Origin of the sequence: Rhizobium sp. P40RR-XXII (assembly GCF_012641405.1) — a bacterium.
In the GTDB taxonomy this organism is placed as follows: Bacteria; Pseudomonadota; Alphaproteobacteria; order Rhizobiales; family Rhizobiaceae; genus Rhizobium.
Genome location: NZ_JABAII010000008.1, coordinates 339463 through 355110, shown reverse-complemented (window position 1 = coordinate 355110; position 15648 = coordinate 339463). Strand labels below are relative to the sequence as shown.

At 60.9% G+C, this 15648-nt stretch carries 17 protein-coding genes and 1 tRNA gene; 13 read left to right on the top strand and 5 right to left on the bottom strand.

The annotated features are described in order from the left end of the window. Positions 1 to 247 precede the first annotated feature (247 nt). On the bottom strand, positions 248 to 700 hold the full coding sequence (locus tag HGP16_RS18340; RefSeq protein WP_168841428.1) for a helix-turn-helix domain-containing protein: 453 nt from the start codon (positions 698 to 700) through the stop codon (positions 248 to 250). A 109-nt stretch (positions 701 to 809) separates the two neighbouring features. Here HGP16_RS18340 and HGP16_RS18335 point away from each other — a divergent pair, with 109 nt between their 5' ends. Next, positions 810 to 2126 (top strand): MFS transporter, encoded by a 1317-nt coding sequence (locus HGP16_RS18335; RefSeq protein WP_168841427.1) that lies wholly within the window; start codon positions 810 to 812, stop codon positions 2124 to 2126. Here HGP16_RS18335 and HGP16_RS18330 read toward each other — a convergent pair. Next, entirely contained in the window at positions 2123 to 3025 is a 903-nt protein-coding gene (locus HGP16_RS18330) for a LysR family transcriptional regulator (protein WP_168841426.1), read from the bottom strand. The two genes, HGP16_RS18335 and HGP16_RS18330, sit on opposite strands and share 4 nt — an antisense overlap. A gap of 122 nt (positions 3026 to 3147) precedes the next feature. On the opposite strand from HGP16_RS18330, the gene attM reads away from it, so the two are divergent. Further along, positions 3148 to 3939, top strand: a complete 792-nt coding sequence (gene attM / locus HGP16_RS18325) for an N-acyl homoserine lactonase AttM (RefSeq protein ID WP_205926610.1) — start codon at positions 3148 to 3150, stop codon at positions 3937 to 3939. 99 nt (positions 3940 to 4038) lie between these two features. On the opposite strand, the gene HGP16_RS18320 is transcribed toward attM, so the two are convergent. Continuing rightward, positions 4039 to 4872, bottom strand: a complete 834-nt coding sequence (locus HGP16_RS18320) for a helix-turn-helix transcriptional regulator (RefSeq protein WP_168841425.1) — start codon at positions 4870 to 4872, stop codon at positions 4039 to 4041. A gap of 93 nt (positions 4873 to 4965) precedes the next feature. On the opposite strand from HGP16_RS18320, the gene HGP16_RS18315 reads away from it, so the two are divergent. Next, positions 4966 to 5862 (top strand): SDR family oxidoreductase, encoded by an 897-nt coding sequence (locus HGP16_RS18315; RefSeq protein WP_168841424.1) that lies wholly within the window; start codon positions 4966 to 4968, stop codon positions 5860 to 5862. Positions 5863 to 5965: 103 nt separating this feature from the next. Here the strand turns inward: HGP16_RS18315 and HGP16_RS18310 are convergent, their stop codons facing one another. Then, positions 5966 to 6592, bottom strand: a complete 627-nt coding sequence (locus HGP16_RS18310) for a TetR/AcrR family transcriptional regulator (protein WP_168841423.1) — start codon at positions 6590 to 6592, stop codon at positions 5966 to 5968. 55 nt (positions 6593 to 6647) lie between these two features. Between HGP16_RS18310 and HGP16_RS18305 the strand changes: the two genes are divergently transcribed. The 5 genes from HGP16_RS18305 to HGP16_RS18285 all read left to right on the top strand — a co-directional run bounded on the left by HGP16_RS18305 (position 6648) and on the right by HGP16_RS18285 (position 9951). Then, on the top strand, positions 6648 to 6824 hold the full coding sequence (locus HGP16_RS18305) for a hypothetical protein (RefSeq protein ID WP_168841422.1): 177 nt from the start codon (positions 6648 to 6650) through the stop codon (positions 6822 to 6824). Next, positions 6814 to 8352 (top strand): FAD-dependent monooxygenase, encoded by a 1539-nt coding sequence (locus HGP16_RS18300; RefSeq protein ID WP_168841421.1) that lies wholly within the window; start codon positions 6814 to 6816, stop codon positions 8350 to 8352. Before HGP16_RS18305 ends, HGP16_RS18300 begins: the two co-directional genes overlap by 11 nt. A 285-nt stretch (positions 8353 to 8637) precedes the next feature. Continuing rightward, a complete protein-coding gene (locus HGP16_RS18295; protein WP_168841420.1) occupies positions 8638 to 9228 on the top strand; it encodes a TetR/AcrR family transcriptional regulator in 591 nt (196 codons plus the stop codon). Continuing rightward, positions 9215 to 9583, top strand: a complete 369-nt coding sequence (locus HGP16_RS18290; protein WP_168841419.1) for a nuclear transport factor 2 family protein — start codon at positions 9215 to 9217, stop codon at positions 9581 to 9583. The genes HGP16_RS18295 and HGP16_RS18290 overlap by 14 nt, the downstream gene beginning before the upstream one ends. Beyond that, positions 9580 to 9951: a TfoX/Sxy family protein gene (locus HGP16_RS18285; RefSeq protein WP_168841418.1), complete on the top strand. Its 372-nt coding sequence runs from the start codon at positions 9580 to 9582 to the stop codon at positions 9949 to 9951. The genes HGP16_RS18290 and HGP16_RS18285 overlap by 4 nt, the downstream gene beginning before the upstream one ends. Before the next feature lie 2 nt (positions 9952 to 9953). Here HGP16_RS18285 and HGP16_RS18280 read toward each other — a convergent pair. Then, a tRNA-Ser gene (locus HGP16_RS18280) sits at positions 9954 to 10043 on the bottom strand. Positions 10044 to 10276: 233 nt separating this feature from the next. On the opposite strand from HGP16_RS18280, the gene HGP16_RS18275 reads away from it, so the two are divergent. The 5 genes from HGP16_RS18275 (at position 10277) to HGP16_RS18255 (ending at position 15646) form a co-directional block, all read left to right on the top strand. Next, a complete protein-coding gene (locus HGP16_RS18275; protein ID WP_168841417.1) occupies positions 10277 to 10594 on the top strand; it encodes a hypothetical protein in 318 nt (105 codons plus the stop codon). A 372-nt stretch (positions 10595 to 10966) separates the two neighbouring features. Continuing rightward, positions 10967 to 11962 carry a BMP family protein gene (locus tag HGP16_RS18270; RefSeq protein ID WP_168841416.1) on the top strand — a complete coding sequence of 332 codons (996 nt, stop codon included), beginning with the start codon at positions 10967 to 10969 and terminating at the stop codon, positions 11960 to 11962. A 79-nt stretch (positions 11963 to 12041) separates the two neighbouring features. After that, the gene (locus HGP16_RS18265; protein WP_168841415.1) at positions 12042 to 13553 is read left to right on the top strand and encodes an ABC transporter ATP-binding protein; all 1512 of its coding nucleotides are present in this window, start codon (positions 12042 to 12044) and stop codon (positions 13551 to 13553) included. 7 nt (positions 13554 to 13560) lie between these two features. Beyond that, the gene (locus HGP16_RS18260) at positions 13561 to 14664 is read left to right on the top strand and encodes an ABC transporter permease (protein ID WP_168841414.1); all 1104 of its coding nucleotides are present in this window, start codon (positions 13561 to 13563) and stop codon (positions 14662 to 14664) included. A gap of 10 nt (positions 14665 to 14674) precedes the next feature. Beyond that, positions 14675 to 15646: an ABC transporter permease gene (locus HGP16_RS18255; RefSeq protein ID WP_168841413.1), complete on the top strand. Its 972-nt coding sequence runs from the start codon at positions 14675 to 14677 to the stop codon at positions 15644 to 15646. Positions 15647 to 15648 lie beyond the last annotated feature (2 nt).

The window sequence follows — 15648 nt, the reverse complement described above, 5'->3', positions numbered from 1 at the left end:
ATGCGCTATCCGCGCCCACTGTTCGTCCCGAAGGATCAGACGATCCAAAACACCCATGACTGCCTCCAAAAGACAGTCTTGAATCTGATTTGCTCAGCCTTGGAAACCCAAGAGTCCACACCTCCTAGAGCGTGATGCCGAAAAGTGTAGGCGGTTTTCGGACGAAATCACGCCCTACTTCTTTGATTCTAGAGGCGGATGATTTTAGGTCGAACAGACCTAAAATCATCCGCCTCTAGCGGAGGCCTTATTTTCCGTCCGGCACCTTCACGATAACCGTTTCGTCCGGGCCGATGGACCTGCCGTCCCGTGCCCGGATGTCGAGCTGGACCGGCTGTCCGCTTGCTCGATCCACCAGCAGCGAATGTTCCTCGGCGGGGGCGAAGAGATGACGTTCGCCGAATTGGCGCAGCGCCACCATGACCGGGAAGAGATCCTTTCCCATCGCCGTCAGGCGATATTCCATGCGCGTGCTGCTGTCGCTCATGGGTACCAGCTCCAATATGCCGCTTGCGACAAGCGTCCGCAGACGGTCGGTGAGGATATTCTTGGCGATGCCGAGGCTTTTCTGAAATTCGCTGAACCGTCTCAGCCCGTCGAAGGCATCGCGGACGATCAGGAGGGACCACCAGTCGCCGATCACATCGAGCGACCGCGCGCTCGGGCAATAATCGCCTTTCAGGCTTTTCCGCGCGACCATTCGCTTAGCCTTCCCGGTGTTCTGTCTGCAAGAATGGTTGCATGATTAAACCAATAATGTTACTCGATCGATAGTTTCATTATTAAACCGAAGAATCGGGAGTTTTGCAATGACGATCGATCAGGACGCGCCGCCAGCCGGCGGCGCGAAGGATATTGCACGCCTTCGTCCGTCGCCGAAAGGCTCGCCAAGAACCGATGCGAACCTGTCTACAACGGAGGGCAATTCTCCGCTGGCGGGCGCCACGATTGTTCTGTTTGCCGTCGCGAGCGGCCTTGCCGTGGCGAATGCCTATTTCGCCCATCCGCTTCTCGATGTCATGGCCGATGACCTCAAGCTGTCGCGCACGGTTGCCGGCCTGATTGTCGGCGCGACGCAGCTCGGTTACGGGCTCGGCCTCATCCTGCTGGTGCCGCTTGGCGATTTGGTCGACCGGCGCAAGCTCATCATTGTGCAATCGTTGCTGAGTGTGGCCGCACTCATCTGTGTCGGCTTTTCCTCCAGCGCGGCCATGCTGCTCGCTTCCATGGCCGCGGTCGGCTTTCTGGCCGTGGTGACGCAGGCGCTGGTCGCCTATGCCGCGAGCCTGGCGCATCCCGCCGAACGCGGCCATGTCGTCGGCATGGTCACGAGCGGTATCGTGCTCGGCATCCTGCTGGCACGCAGCGTCGCGGGCACGCTGACCGATCTCTCCGGCTGGCGGACTGTCTATATCCTTTCCGCCGTGCTGACGCTGATGATCGCGCTTCTCCTCTGGCGGGCGCTGCCGCGACAGCAAAGGCCGAAGACCGGACTTTCCTATTTCGGTCTCATCCGCTCGCTGGCGACCCTGCTCGTCGAAGAACCGGTCCTGCGCATCCGCGCCGTCATCGCCATGCTGATCTTCGCCAATATCACCACGCTGCTCGCAGCGCTTGTGCTGCCGCTGACGGCACCGCCTTACTCCCTGTCCCACACCGAAGTCGGCCTGTTCGGCCTTACCGGCGCGGCGGGCGCGCTCGGTGCTACCAGGGCAGGGCGCTGGGCCGACCGCGGCCATGGCCAGCGCACCACGGGCATTGCGCTTGCGCTGATGTTGTTTGCCTGGCTACCGATCTCGCTGCTGGACCATTCGATCCTGTGGCTTATCATCGGCGTTCTCGTCATCGATTTCGGCCTGCAGGCGACGCACGTCACCAATCAAAGCATGATCTATCGTGTCAGGCCGGACGCGCAGAACAGGCTGACCGCCGCCTACATGGTCTTCTATTCCATCGGTAGCGCCGTGGGATCGTCGACATCGACGATCATCTATGCCCATGCGGGCTGGACGGGCGTCTGCATCTCCGGTGCCGCTATAAGCCTTGCGACACTTCTCTTTTGGGGGCTGACCTTGCGGGCAACCCCGAAGGTGGCGACGCAAAGCGTCGATCAGATCAGCATCTAGCTGTCCGGCAGAGATGCTGGGCTTAATTGCTCTTCCAATAGGGAAAGCACCGCCCGAATCCGAGGCGGAACCGGCCTGATCGCCGAATAGAGCGCATGCAGGTCAAATCCCGGCACGGTAAATTCTGGCAGCAGGCGGACGAGCCTGCCGCTCGCCAGATCTTCGGCGCAGACCGGCGCCTGCAAGACGCCGATGCCGGCGCCATCGAGCAAAAGGCTGTGCAGCGGCCGCCAATGGCTAGTGCTGAGAACAATGTCGATAGCGGCAAGTTCGGTCTGCCCGTCCGGGCCAATCAACAGAAGCCGCCCGCCGTTGAAGAGGCCAGAGACCCGCAGGAACGGATGGATGGCAAGATCGTCGAGCTTTGTCGGCGTTCCACGCTCCTCGAGATAGGCTGGTGACGCCACCAATACGCGGCCGACATGGCCGAGCTTGCGGGCGATGAAGCTGCCCTCGCCGAGATCGCCAAGGCGCAGCGAGATATCAACGCCTTCCGTGACGGGATCGACGATCCTGTCGTTGAGGATCAGCTCGATCTTCAGCAGCGGATGACGCTTGCGCATCTGCAGCAGAATCGAGGGCAGGATGACCTCGCCGATGCCATGCGGCGCTGCGATCCTGAGCGTGCCGCGTAGCGACTGGTTGCCGTTTGCGACGGTCAGGGCATCGTCGGCACTTTCCAGCACCTGTCTGCTGCGCTCGTAGAAGGCTGCGCCGACATCGGTGACGGAAAGCTTACGGGTGTTTCTGAGTAGCAGTGGGGCGCCGAGATATTGCTCTAGCCGATTAATCCGCTCGCTGACGGCTGGCTGACCCATGCCAAGATCGTGGGCGGCGGCCGACATGCTGCCCCTTTCCACCACCCTCACATAGACACGCATTGCTACCAACAGATCCATGAGCGCCAATATATCGGCTCAGCCGATAAATGTAAGTGGATGATGCTACCTACTCGGCAGGCCTACGATCGCCGAAAACGATGCGTGCCTCGGCACTCGATCGTCAATCACAGGTCAGGCTCATGAGCGATATCAGGCTTTACATGTTTCAATCGGGCATGCAGCGATGCAAGGTCCGCGACATCAGAATGAACCAGGGAAACGGTGAGGATTATGAAATCCCGGTTCCCTGGTTTCTGCTCACCCATCCGAAGGGCAATACCATTATCGATGGCGGGTTGGCGGCCGAGGGTCTTGCCGATCCGCGCGGCTATTGGGGCGATGTCGTCGACAGCTATCAACCCATGATGACAGAGGGGCAGGGATGCCTCGCGCAATTGGCTAAGCTCGGCATATCCCATGAAGAAATCCGCTTCGTTGCGTTGTCCCATCTGCATTCCGATCATAGCGGCGCCGTGGGCCGCTTCCCCAATGCGACCCACATCGTCCAGCGCCGCGAATATGAATATGCCTTCGCGCCGGACTGGTTCGCCGCCGGCGCCTATATTCGCCGTGATTTCGACCGCCCCGGCTTGAAATGGCACTTCCTGGAGGGCGCCGCGACCAATGGCTACGATCTCTATGGCGACGGCGCGCTGCGGATGATCTTTACGCCGGGCCACAGCGTCGGCCACCAATCCTTCCTCGTGCAGCTGTCGAACACGGGCACAATATTACTGACCATCGATGCCGCCTATACGCTCGATCACTGGAACGAAAAGGCGCTCCCCGGCCTCATGGCTTCCGCCGTCGACACGGTCCGATCAGTCGGCAAGCTGCGCGCCCTCGCGGGGCAGACTGATGCCATGGTGGTGACGGGCCATGATCCGGAAGTATGGCCTAGGTTTAGACAGGCTCCGGCCTATTACGATTGAAGGTGCAGCCGGTTTCGCCGTGAAAGGCAGCCAAGCTGGATGGCTTCGAGGATCCATGGAACGACAAGCGTGCGCATGCCTGTGTCACACACCTCTGTCCTAAAATTTGGGCAGCAGCGATCTGATCCGTTCGGCGTCATCGGGCGTTGCCGGATTGTAGACGACCATGCTGAGATCCGTCCGGCCGTCGACCGAAAAGGCCGAATATTCGAATGCAAGTGGACCGAGGACCGGATGGCGGATATGCTTGACGACTTCGGTATGCGTGCTGGGAACGTCGTTGTTGCGCCACATGGCCCTGAATTCCGGGCTGATGCGGCAAAGCTCCGCAACGAAGGGCTCGATCTGGGTTGCGGCACCTGCCCGAGCCGAGTCGACGCGGAATGCGCCCAGGGCGAAGCGCGCCACGCTTTCCCAGTCATATTGCGCGGCGCGGGCGCGTGGATTGAGGAAGATGTAGCGCAGGATGTTGCGCTCTTCCGGCGGCAGCGATCCATAATCTATCAGCATAATGGTCGCTGCTTTGTTCCAGGCGATGACGTCCCAGGTCGCGGTTCTGATGAGGGCGGGGCACGGGTCTAGGGCATCGAGCACGCGCTGCAGCCGCGGTGTCACGCCGTCATTCTTCCGGTAGCGCGCTTCGGGCGGACGGCCAAGGGCGAGCAGGAACAGGTGCTCGCGCTCCACCTCGGTCAGCATCAGTGCCCGGGCAATCCGGTCGAGCACATCGGCCGAGGGCGCACCGCCGCGCCCCTGTTCCAGCCATGTGTACCATGTCGGGCTGATATTGGCGCGCTGCGCCACTTCCTCCCGCCGCAGCCCCGGCGTACGCCGCCGTTCCCCAGCAAAGCCGAGGGCCAATGGATCAAGTTTCGCCCGCCGGTCCCTCAGATAGGTCCCGAGCAGGTTTTCGGTGTCGATGAGGTCGGTCATCCTGTTAGTGCTTTTACTATGATAAGATCACTACTTTACCAGAATAACCGATGGGTCCAGATTTGTCTCCGACTAAATAAGGAGACTGTGCTTATGCGTGTTTTTGTCACCGGCGCGACCGGAAACATCGGCTCGAATGTCGTGAGGGAGTTGATAGCCGCGGGCCATCAGGTGCTCGGGCTTTCCCGCTCAAAGGAAAAGGCGGTAGCGCTTGCCGCCGCCGGCGCCGAAGTCCTTCATGGTACGATCGAAGATCCGGAAATCCTGAAAAGCGGCGCCTCGCAATCGGACGGCGTCATCCATCTCGCTTTCAACCACGACTTCTCGAGATTCGCCCAGAATTGCGAGGATGACCGCCGCGTCATCGCAACGCTCGCCTCGGCGCTTGCCGGTTCGGCCCGGCTGCTGGTCATCACCTCTGGCACGCCCATCGCCAATACCGTGGCGGATGAGCCTGCCAGGGAAGACAATGCGATCGTCGGTTCCGACACGCATCCGCGTGCGGCGTCTGAGGAAGCCGCGATCCTCGCAAGCGAGATGGGCGTCAATGTCTCGGTCGTGCGTCTCCCGCAGGTGCATGATCCGGTCAGCCAGGGTCTCATCACTCCCTTGATCGAGATATACCGGCAAAAGGACGCCTGCGCCTATATCGGAGATGGGCTCAATCGCTGGCCGGCCGCGCATTTTTCGGATGTCGCCCGCCTTTATCGCCTCGTCGTCGAACGCGCCGAACCGAATGCCAGATACCATGCCGTCGCCGAGGAAGGCGTGCCGATGCGCGATATCGCCGAGACGATCGGCCGGCGTCTGAACCTGCCGGTCAAATCCGTCGACAGGGAGGAGGCCCAGGAGTATTTCGGCTGGCTCTCCATGTTCGCCACGCGCGACATGCCCGCCTCCAGCGCCAAGACGCGGCAGAAGCTCGGCTGGGAGCCAACCGGTCCGAAGCTGCTCGACGATCTTGCTCAGCTGCGGGTTCCTGGCATGTGATGCCTGCGCAGCACCCGATCTGCAGCTGTTCCAAAGGCCCGGCCGGCTCTGTCGTCCGGGCCTTGATCGATCGCAGGCTATGTCCCGAGGGATTCTTACGGCGTCAGATGTAGGGCGTCCCCGCAAGTGCGGCGCTGACGCCGGCAAAGCCGCGCTCCATAATGCTCACCAAAGCCGTCTCGGGCTTTCCGTTCCCGCGAAAGATGCGAAGCGCTTCGCTGTAGGCGACCACCAGTGTCGCCATCAGCATCGCTCCCGCCAGACGCGCGTTGGGATCGGCGTGCGCTCGCCCCACCGTGTCGGACAGCATCCCCGAGAGATCATCGGCGAGCGTCACCTGCAGCGCGCGCGCATGCGCCGTCAGTGCCGGGCTATCCGCGACCATGCGCCAGAACTGGATGGGCCGCTCGGTGATCCTGAACAGCGGATGTTGCGTCTCCACCAGCATGCGCATCAATGCCTGGAAGGCGCCGATCGGCGACTGCTGGCGGCGATCTGCGAGTGCTTTCCGCACGAGATCCCGCACTTCGTCTTCGCGATCGAAAACGAGATCCTCCTTGCGGCGGAAGTAGTTGAACACCGTTTTCCTGGCGACGTCAGCCTCGTGGGCGATATCGGCCACGGAAATTTTGTCGAAGCCATGTTCGACGAACAGGCGGGTTGCAGTGTCGGAGATCGCCTGACGCGTCGCCTCCTTCTTACGGTCTCGGAGTTTGATTCGATTTGACATAAAAATATTTATACCATAAGTAAATTTATACCGGGTGTAAAAATCGTGCGGTGATATGGAAACCGGTGAAATCGGCGCAGGCTGGATGAGATCGTTCCTGCGGCCGACCATCGCGCTTGCCCGAATACGGGTGGCCTCTCTGAACGAAGCGCACCGGCTGACGACAATCGAGGCCGGGATGCCGGCTGCGTTCGAAGTGCCTTTGCTTGAGGAATTCTGCCTTGAAATATGACGTCCTGATTGCCGGAGGCGGACCTGTCGGCGTGTTTCTGGCCTGCGAGCTGCGCCTGGCAGATCTCTCGGTGCTGGTGCTGGAGCAAGCCGAAGAACCGCGCTCGCCCTTGAAGCGCCTTCCGTTCGGCATGCGCGGCCTTTCGGCGCCCACCATCGACGCACTTTATCGCCGCAACCTGCTGAACGACATCGCGGCGGCACAACCCGCCAAGGATAGATCAGGCGGCAGCGGCGCGCCGTCCGCCGCGCATTGGATGCAGCAGCAGCGTCGGCCGGGCGGCCATTTCGCCGGCATCCAGTTCTTTCACGACACCATCGATACCTCGAAGTGGCAATACCGTCTGCCAAGTCCGGCCGGCACCAGCATGATGGTCGAGATGGAGGCTCTTGAAGCCGTCCTGGCCGCGCGTGCGGGCGTCGAGATCAGGCGCGGCCTCGGCGTCGAGGACCTCGATCAGTCCGATGAGGGGGTCGTTGTCCGCGCTGGAGGTGAGATTTTTCACGGATCCTGGCTCGTCGGCTGCGATGGCGGCCGCAGCACCGTTCGCAAGGTTGGCGGCTTCGAATTCGCCGGCACCGACCCCGAGTTCACCGGCTATTCCGCCGAAATCGAGATGGCGGAGCCGGACAAGCTTCGTTCCGGCCGGCATTACACGGCAACGGGCATGTACACCTATTCGCCGCCCGGAACGATCTCGATGGTCGATTTCGATGGAGGCGCTTTCCACCGGACCCAGCCGATCACGCTCGATCATGTGCAGGCCGTGCTGCGCCGCATCTCCTGCACCGACGTCACCGTGACGACGCTCAGGCTTGCCACCACATGGACGGATCGGGCTTATCAGGCGACCACTTACCGTAAAGGGCGCATATTGCTTGCCGGCGACGCGGCGCACATCCATTCCCCGCTCGGCGGCCAGGGCCTCAACCTCGGACTCGGCGATGCGATGAACCTTGGATGGAAGCTTGCCGCCACCATCCGAGGCGAAGCGCCGGACGGCCTGCTGGACAGCTATTCGAGCGAGCGCCATCCGATCGGGGCGCAAGTCCTCGACTGGTCGCGCGCGCAGGTCGGGCTCATGCGGCCAAGCCGGAGTTCGCGCGCCCTCGAAGCCATCATCCGCGATCTGATGGACACACGTGATGGCGCGACCTATTTCGCCGAACGCGTATGGGGCGTTTCCCTCCGCTATGATCTTGGCGGCAGCCACCCGCTCGTCGGCCGCAGCGCGCCCGATTTCGAATTGGCCGACGGCAGGAAGCTTGGTGATCTCCTGAGAGCGGGCAGGGGCCTGCTGCTGGACTTCGATGCCGGCGCACCGCTTGCAGCGATTGCGAGCCGCTGGGGCGACCGGGTAGGCTATGTCGCCGGCAAAGCCAAGGATCAGTTGGGCTTGAGCGCTCTGCTGATACGGCCCGACGGCATCGTCGCCTGGGCCGGCGAAGCCGCTCCCAACCCAGAAGATATCGCCCACGCGGCGTTGCAATGGTTCGGCGAGCCCGGCAAGGCGCGCGGCGCTGCCTGAGACGGATGGCGTTTCATTGAAGCATAGGACAAGGCCGTGCGGCTCACAGAGGTAGTCATGGCCCAATGGTGTGCGAGCGAGCGAGCATTCGGAGCATGGCGCGATGGAACTCCGTCTGTTCCCCCGCGCCGGCCCATTCTTTTGTCGGATGCTTGAAGATCTCTTCATGCCAATCATGCGCGTGAAGAAGATGGCCGGTTCCATCTCGGTCCGACAGCCAAGAGTTAGCTTGACAGATTTTCTTGAGCGGATATTCTAGAACAGTTGCTTAAGAAAGGACTGCCCATGGGCCGAACCCGATCCTACGACGAAGGCGCCGTATTGAGCGGCGCGATGCAAGCCTTCCGGCGCAAGGGTTATCGGGGGGCGTCCATTCGCGATCTGGAAGACGCGACCGGGCTCAAGGTCGGCAGCATCTACCACAGCTTCGACGATAAGGCGGCACTCTTCGACGCCGCCTTCGCTCGCTACAATCGCATCGTCTTGCGCGGGCGGATCGAGCGTTTTGCTCCGGCGGAGTCGGGGTTGGATGGGCTCCGGGCGCTCTTTGTCTCGCTGCTCCATGAGCCGAATGACGAAAGCCTCGGCTGTCTCATCACCAATTCCGCCGTTGAGCTCGGCGGAGAAGGACCTCCGCATCGCTGCATCGTCGAGGGACTTCACATACTGACGGAGACGTTTGCGGAGCGGCTCGCGTCGTCACAGCGGCGGGGGAAATTCCGCGCCGACAAGAGCCCCGAATCCACAGCTCTGAGGCTGCTGACCCTTTATCAGGGCATTCTTGTCCTGGTCCGCGCTGGCCATGACAGGCGGGCGCTCGAAGTTCTCATCCAGGACGAGTTCAACAGCTTGGAGGCCCCGCATGACCCTCGATGACCTCTGGAAGCGGTATTCCGCGATCTGGTCGCTTTCCGACGCTGCCGAGCGAGGCACCGAGCTTTCCGTCTGCCTCGCTGACGAAGCCACCTATTGCGATCCGAACGGCCTGCTGATCGGCCGTGACGCGCTATTAGGCTACATGGCGCAGTTCCAGGCGAGCGTGCCCGGCGGGCAATTTAATATCCGCTCCATCCTCCATCACCACGACCGTTCTCTCGCCCAATGGGCGCTGACCGGCGCTAACGGGTCCGTTCTCCAGATGGGAACCAGCTTTGGCGCGATCAGCGATGATGGAAGGCTACTGGCGATCAGCGGCTTCTTCCATCCAGCGAATGGCAGCATCGCGGCATGAACAAGGTGACGACTCGCGATTTGGCTCTGGATCTTGCCACGCGCATTGAAGGCTTGGGTGCAATCAGTGTCAGGCGCTTCTTTGGCGGGACGGCCTTGATCGCGGATGGCATCCAGTTTGGATTCGTCATGAAGGGATCATTCTATCTTCGCGTCGATGATGCGAGCCGTACCAGGTTCGAAGCGTTGGGAATGAATCCGTTCAGTTACCCTGGCAGGGGCAAGACGGTGACTGTATCAAGCTACTACGCAGCTCCAGACGATGTTTTTGACGATAACGAGCAGCTTCGGGAATGGGCGGCGGACGCCTATCAGGCCGCTTTGGGCGCCATCCACAAAATCTCACGAGCTACGGAAACGGGAGTGTAGGATGGCGGACAAGGTGGGATTCGAACCCACGGTACGCTTTCACGCACACACGCGTTCCAGGCGTGCGCCTTAAACCACTCGGCCACCTGTCCATCTGCACTTTCGCATCCGATAAAGGAGCTATTGTGGGAACGGCGCGTTATATACCGATGAATTTTCTAGGATCAACCCGAATCTGACAGTTTTTTGACTTCTGGACAAAAAACTCTGCGTCTCATCCCCATTGCGCTTATTTCGCGCTCCACTTATCTAAAGAAATAGATGAGGCGGCGTAAGACCGGTCGGCTCGAAAAGGCCGGGCGGAGTTGAGTATCCGGAGGAGTTCATGCGTTTCCTGTTACGTTTTGCCAGCCTTGTCGCGCTGGTGGTGGCGGTTATCGCCGGCACCATCGATTCCATTCAATCCGTTGCTGCCTCCGCCGTGGTGCTGACCCCCATGGGCGATGCGTGGAATGATGTCAGCCCGTCGTCGCTGGCAAGCGTTCGCTCGGCGATTGCCTATTACGTTCATCCCCGCCTCTACGACATGGCGATGCAATGGCTGCTGTTTCAGCCGGCTTTCGCCGTCTTCCTGGTCCTGTCGCTGCTGCTATGGATGGTCGCCTACAAGCGCCAGCCGGCAGCCGGACGCTTCAGCGCATGATGGGATTGCGGGTCGGCCTTCGGCCTGTGCCATTCCGGGAATTTCAGCATCGTCGGAGGTTATCGGGCAACGGGCCTTTTGCAACGCTGCGGGGAGGAAAGCCAGCGATTGGGCAGCGCCGATCCGCTACCTTTCTGACCAATAAAATTGCAGTTTCAGGCCGAAATTGTTTAAAAAACGGCTTGTTAGAATGGGTTTTCGGCAATTCCCACAAATCTTTACCAACTGAAAAATTTCTCGTGAATTTTTCGTGCAGCCATGCAAGGATGCGCGCCAGCTTGGCCTCGGGGGAGGCCAGCAGTTCCGCAGACTTGCCCGGTTAACGGGCTTGCGGGAGGACCCAACAAGATAGAAACAATAGGGCTGCAACTCATGAAAAAATCCCTTTTGACCCTTTTCGCCTTGGCTGCCATGTCGGCAACGGCGCTTGCGGCCGATATCAAGCCGGCAATCGTTTATGGAACCGGCGGCAAGTTCGACAAGTCCTTCAACGAGGCTGCCTATAACGGCGCCGAAAAGTTCAAGAAGGAAACCGGTATCGCTTATCGCGACTTCGAGCCGACGGGCGACACCCAGGGCGAACAGGCGCTGCGCAACTTCGCCAGCAAGGGCTTCAACCCGGTCATCGCCGTCTCCTTCGCCTGGACCTCCGCGCTTCAGAAGGTCGCCGCCGAATATCCGAAGACCCAATTCGTCCTAATCGACGACAGCCTCGACCTGCCGAACGTCCGCTCGGTCAAGTTCAAGGAAAACGAAGGCTCCTATCTCGCTGGCGTCATGGCCGCCATGGCTTCGAAGACCGGCAAGGTCGGTTTCGTCGGCGGCATGGATATCCCGCTGATCCGCAAGTTCGAGTGTGGCTATGAGCTGGGCGCCCGCGCCGCCAACGCAAAGATCGAAGTCTTCCAGAACATGACCGGCACGACGGGTGCGGCCTGGAACGACCCGGTTCGCGGCGGCGAGCTCACCAAGAACCAGATCGACCAGGGCGCCGACGTTGTTTACGCCGCCGCCGGTGCGACGGGTCTCGGCGTGCTGCAGACGGCTGCCGACAACAAGAAGCTCTCGATCGGTGTCGACAGCAACCAGAACTACCTGCATCCGGGCTCCGTTCTGACCTCCGTCGTCAAGCGCGTCGATCTCGCGGTCTACAATGCCTTCAGCGATTCCAAGAACGGCAAGTTCACGCCCGGCACCCAGGAGCTCGGCCTGAAGGAAGACGGCGTGACCGTTGCAATCGACGACAACAATAAGCCGCTCGTCACTCCGGAGATGCAGGCTGCCATCGACAAGGCCCGTGCTGGCATCGTCGATGGTACCATCAAGGTCCACGACTACACGACCGACAACGCCTGCCCGAAGAGCTGATATGAAACAAGGGCGTATGACGTAGCAAACCGTCATACGCCCTTTTCTTATCCGGAATCCGGTTTCTGGAGCCCCAATAGTGAGCGAAACGCCTGCCATCGAACTCGTGGGCATCGACAAAAAGTTCGGTGCCGTTCACGCAAACAAAGATATTAACCTGACCGTTGCCAAAGGCTCGATCCACGGGATCATTGGCGAGAACGGTGCCGGGAAATCGACACTGATGTCGATCATCTACGGTTTTTATCACGCCGACGCCGGGGAGATCCGCGTCAACGGCACGCCGATCGCGATCCGCGACAGCCAGACGGCGATATCGGTCGGCATCGGCATGGTGCACCAGCACTTCATGCTGGTCGATAATTTCACCGTCCTCGAAAACGTCATGCTGGGCGCGGAAGGCGGAGCGCTGCTTGCCAGGGGCGTCGCCGCCACCCGCGCCGAGCTTGACCGGCTGGAGAAGGACTATGGGCTGGAGGTCGATCCGGACGCGGTGATCGAAGAGCTGCCCGTCGGCCAGCAGCAGCGTGTCGAGATCCTGAAGGCGATGTATCGCGGCGCCGAGATCCTCATCCTCGATGAGCCCACCGGCGTTCTGACGCCCGCCGAGGCCGACAATCTGTTCCGCATTCTTCGCGTGCTGCGCGACCAGGGCAAGACGATCATCCTCATCACCCATAAGCTGCGCGAAATCATGGCGATTACCGATACGGTATCCGTCATGCGCCGCGGCGAGATGGTTGCCACCCGCAAGACGACGGAAACCACCGTCGAGGAACTGGCCGAATTGATGGTTGGCCGCCGTGTACTGCTGCGCGTCGAAAAAGGCGCTGCCAATCCGGGCGATGTCCTGCTTTCCGTGCGCAACCTCACAGTCAAGGACGGCCGTGGCGTCACCATGGTCGACGATGTCTCCTTCGATGTCCGCGCCGGCGAGATCGTCGGCATTGCCGGCGTCGCCGGAAACGGCCAGTCCGAGTTGCTGGAAGCGATCGCCGGCATCCGCAAGCCGGCCTCCGGCGAGATCTACCTGCATGGCAAGCCGATCGGCACGGCCGATCCGGCGGTGCTTCGCGATCTTGGCCTTGCCCATATTCCCGAGGATCGCCATCACATGGGCCTCGTCCTCAAGTTCGAGGAATATGAGAATTCGATGCTCGGCTATCACCGCGACGTCAAATATGGGCGCGGCGGCATGCTCGATCTCGATGCCATGCGCAAGGATGCCATCGAGAAGATCGAGAAATACGATATTCGCCCTCCGAATGCGCGGCTGAAGACCGCGAATTTCTCCGGCGGCAACCAGCAGAAGATCGTCGTCGCCCGTGAGATCGAGCGCGATCCGAAGGCTCTGCTGATCGGTCAGCCGACGCGCGGCGTCGATATCGGCGCCATCGAATTCATCCATCGCCGCATCATCGAGATGCGCGATGCCGGCAAGGCGATCCTGCTTGTGTCGGTGGAGCTGGATGAGATCCGTGCGCTTTCGGACCGTATCCTCGTCATGTTCGCCGGCCATATCGTCGGTGAGAAGTCGGCTGAAGCCGGTGAACAAACGCTCGGCCTGATGATGGCCGGCATTGCCGCGTGAGGCGTATATGAGCACGGCTTCTGTTCCACTCCCCAATTGGATCAACTATGGTCTGATCCCCATTCTCAACCTGATCGTCGCCTTCCTGATATCGGGCCTCGTCGTCTGGTTCATCGGTGAGAGCCCGCTCGATGCGCTTGTCCTGCTCCTGCAGGGTGCGCTCGGCAGTGGCGAGGGCATCGGCTTCACCCTCTATTATGCAACGAGCTTCATCTTCACCGGCCTTTCTGTCGCCGTGGCCATCCATGCCGGCCTGTTCAACATCGGCTCGGAAGGCCAGGCCTATGTCGGCGGTCTCGGCTGCGCCCTCGTGGCGCTGGCGCTCGATAAATACGTGCCCTGGTATGTGACCATGCCGTTCGCGGTCATCGGTGCGGCGATCTTCGGTGCTCTCTGGGCCTTCATCCCGGCCTGGCTGCAGGCCAAGCGCGGCAGCCACGTCGTCATTACGACAATCATGTTCAACTTCATCGCATCGGCGATGATGAACTTCCTGCTGGTGCATGTGCTGATCGTGCCGGGCAAGATGGCGCCTGAAACCCGCACCTTCCTGGCGGGCGGTCAGCTGCCCAAGCTCGATTGGCTGATGGGCATTTTCGGCTCAACCATCGGTGCCGCTCCGCTCAACGTGTCCTTCCTGATCGCGCTGGTCATGTGCTTCCTCGTCTGGGTGCTCGTCTGGCGCACCAAGCTCGGCTATGAAATGCGCACGCTGGGCTTGAGCCCGACGGCCGCGGTTTATGCCGGCATTCCCTATGCCCGCACGGTCATCATCGCCATGCTGATTTCCGGCGGCCTTGCCGGCATGATGGCGCTCAATCCCGTCATGGGCGCATCCGCTCGCCTGCAGGTGGAGTTCGTGCTCGGCGCAGGCTTCGTCGGCATCGCCGTGTCGCTGATGGGACGCAACCATCCGCTAGGCATCATCCTGGCGGCGATCCTGTTCGGCATTCTCTATCAGGGCGGCGACGCGCTTTCGTTCGATATGCCCAACATCACGCGTGACATGATCGTGGTCATCCAGGGCCTTGTCATCCTGTTCGCCGGCGCCCTCGAATATATGTTCCGGCCGACACTCGTGCGCATCTACCAACAATTCGCGAGGGCGTGAGGATCAGATAATGGCATATTACGATCTCCTCATCAGCATTCTTGGCTCGACCATCCGCCTGTCGATTCCGCTGATCTTCACCGCGCTCGCGGGCCTCTTTTCCGAGCGTGCCGGCATCTTCGATATCGGTCTCGAAGGCAAGATGCTGGCTTCCGCCTTCGCAGCCGCCTGCGTCGCCTCGATCAGCGGCTCACCCTGGGCTGGTCTCGGCGCCGGTATCGTCATCTCGGTGATCTTCGGTCTGCTGCATGGTTTCGCATCGATCACCAACCGCGGCAACCAGATCGTCTCGGGTGTCGCGATCAACTTTCTGACGGCCGGCTTGACCATCGTTCTCGGTCAGGCCTGGTTCGGGCAGGGCGGCCGTACGCCGACTTTGCCCGGAACGGCCCGTTTTTCCAGCATCACCCTACCGGGTGTCGATGCCATCCGCGGTGTTCCGTTCATCGGGCCGCTCTATGCCAATGTCATCTCCGGCAACAATATCCTCACCTATCTCGCCTTTCTCGCCGTACCGATTTCCTGGTGGATCCTCTATCGCACCCGCTTCGGTCTGCGGCTGCGCGCCGTCGGTGAAAATCCCGGTGCGGTCGATACCGCCGGCATCTCGGTCGAATGGCTGCGTTATCGCTCGCTGATCGTCGCCGGCATTCTCTGCGGCTTCTCCGGCACCTATCTCGCCATCGCCCAGTCGGCCGCCTTCATCAACAACATGTCGGCCGGCAAGGGCTACATCGCGCTCGCCGCGCTGATCTTCGCCAAGTGGAAGCCGGTGCCGGTCATGTTCACCTGCCTGCTTTTCGGCTTTCTCGATGCCTTCGCCAATTTCATGCAGGGCAAGGCGGTTCCGGGTATCGGCGAGGTGCCGGTGCAGATTTTCCAGGCGCTGCCCTATATCCTCACCTGCATCCTGCTTGCAGGCTTTATTGGCGTCGCCAAACCTCCGAAGGCCGGCGGCGTGCCCTATACCAAGGAGCGCTAAAC

Coding starts and splice junctions, on each gene's coding strand:
- HGP16_RS18330 (WP_168841426.1), bottom strand. CDS start 3,025: ATGGATCTGTTGGTAGCAATGCGTGTCTATGTGAGGGTGGTGGAAAGG.
- HGP16_RS18315 (WP_168841424.1), top strand. CDS start 4,966: ATGCGTGTTTTTGTCACCGGCGCGACCGGAAACATCGGCTCGAATGTC.
- HGP16_RS18270 (WP_168841416.1), top strand. CDS start 10,967: ATGAAAAAATCCCTTTTGACCCTTTTCGCCTTGGCTGCCATGTCGGCA.
- HGP16_RS18335 (WP_168841427.1), top strand. CDS start 810: ATGACGATCGATCAGGACGCGCCGCCAGCCGGCGGCGCGAAGGATATT.
- HGP16_RS18305 (WP_168841422.1), top strand. CDS start 6,648: ATGGAAACCGGTGAAATCGGCGCAGGCTGGATGAGATCGTTCCTGCGG.
- HGP16_RS18290 (WP_168841419.1), top strand. CDS start 9,215: ATGACCCTCGATGACCTCTGGAAGCGGTATTCCGCGATCTGGTCGCTT.
- HGP16_RS18295 (WP_168841420.1), top strand. CDS start 8,638: ATGGGCCGAACCCGATCCTACGACGAAGGCGCCGTATTGAGCGGCGCG.
- HGP16_RS18285 (WP_168841418.1), top strand. CDS start 9,580: ATGAACAAGGTGACGACTCGCGATTTGGCTCTGGATCTTGCCACGCGC.
- HGP16_RS18320 (WP_168841425.1), bottom strand. CDS start 4,872: ATGACCGACCTCATCGACACCGAAAACCTGCTCGGGACCTATCTGAGG.
- HGP16_RS18255 (WP_168841413.1), top strand. CDS start 14,675: ATGGCATATTACGATCTCCTCATCAGCATTCTTGGCTCGACCATCCGC.
- HGP16_RS18260 (WP_168841414.1), top strand. CDS start 13,561: ATGAGCACGGCTTCTGTTCCACTCCCCAATTGGATCAACTATGGTCTG.
- HGP16_RS18340 (WP_168841428.1), bottom strand. CDS start 700: ATGGTCGCGCGGAAAAGCCTGAAAGGCGATTATTGCCCGAGCGCGCGG.
- attM (WP_205926610.1), top strand. CDS start 3,148: ATGAGCGATATCAGGCTTTACATGTTTCAATCGGGCATGCAGCGATGC.
- HGP16_RS18275 (WP_168841417.1), top strand. CDS start 10,277: ATGCGTTTCCTGTTACGTTTTGCCAGCCTTGTCGCGCTGGTGGTGGCG.
- HGP16_RS18310 (WP_168841423.1), bottom strand. CDS start 6,592: ATGTCAAATCGAATCAAACTCCGAGACCGTAAGAAGGAGGCGACGCGT.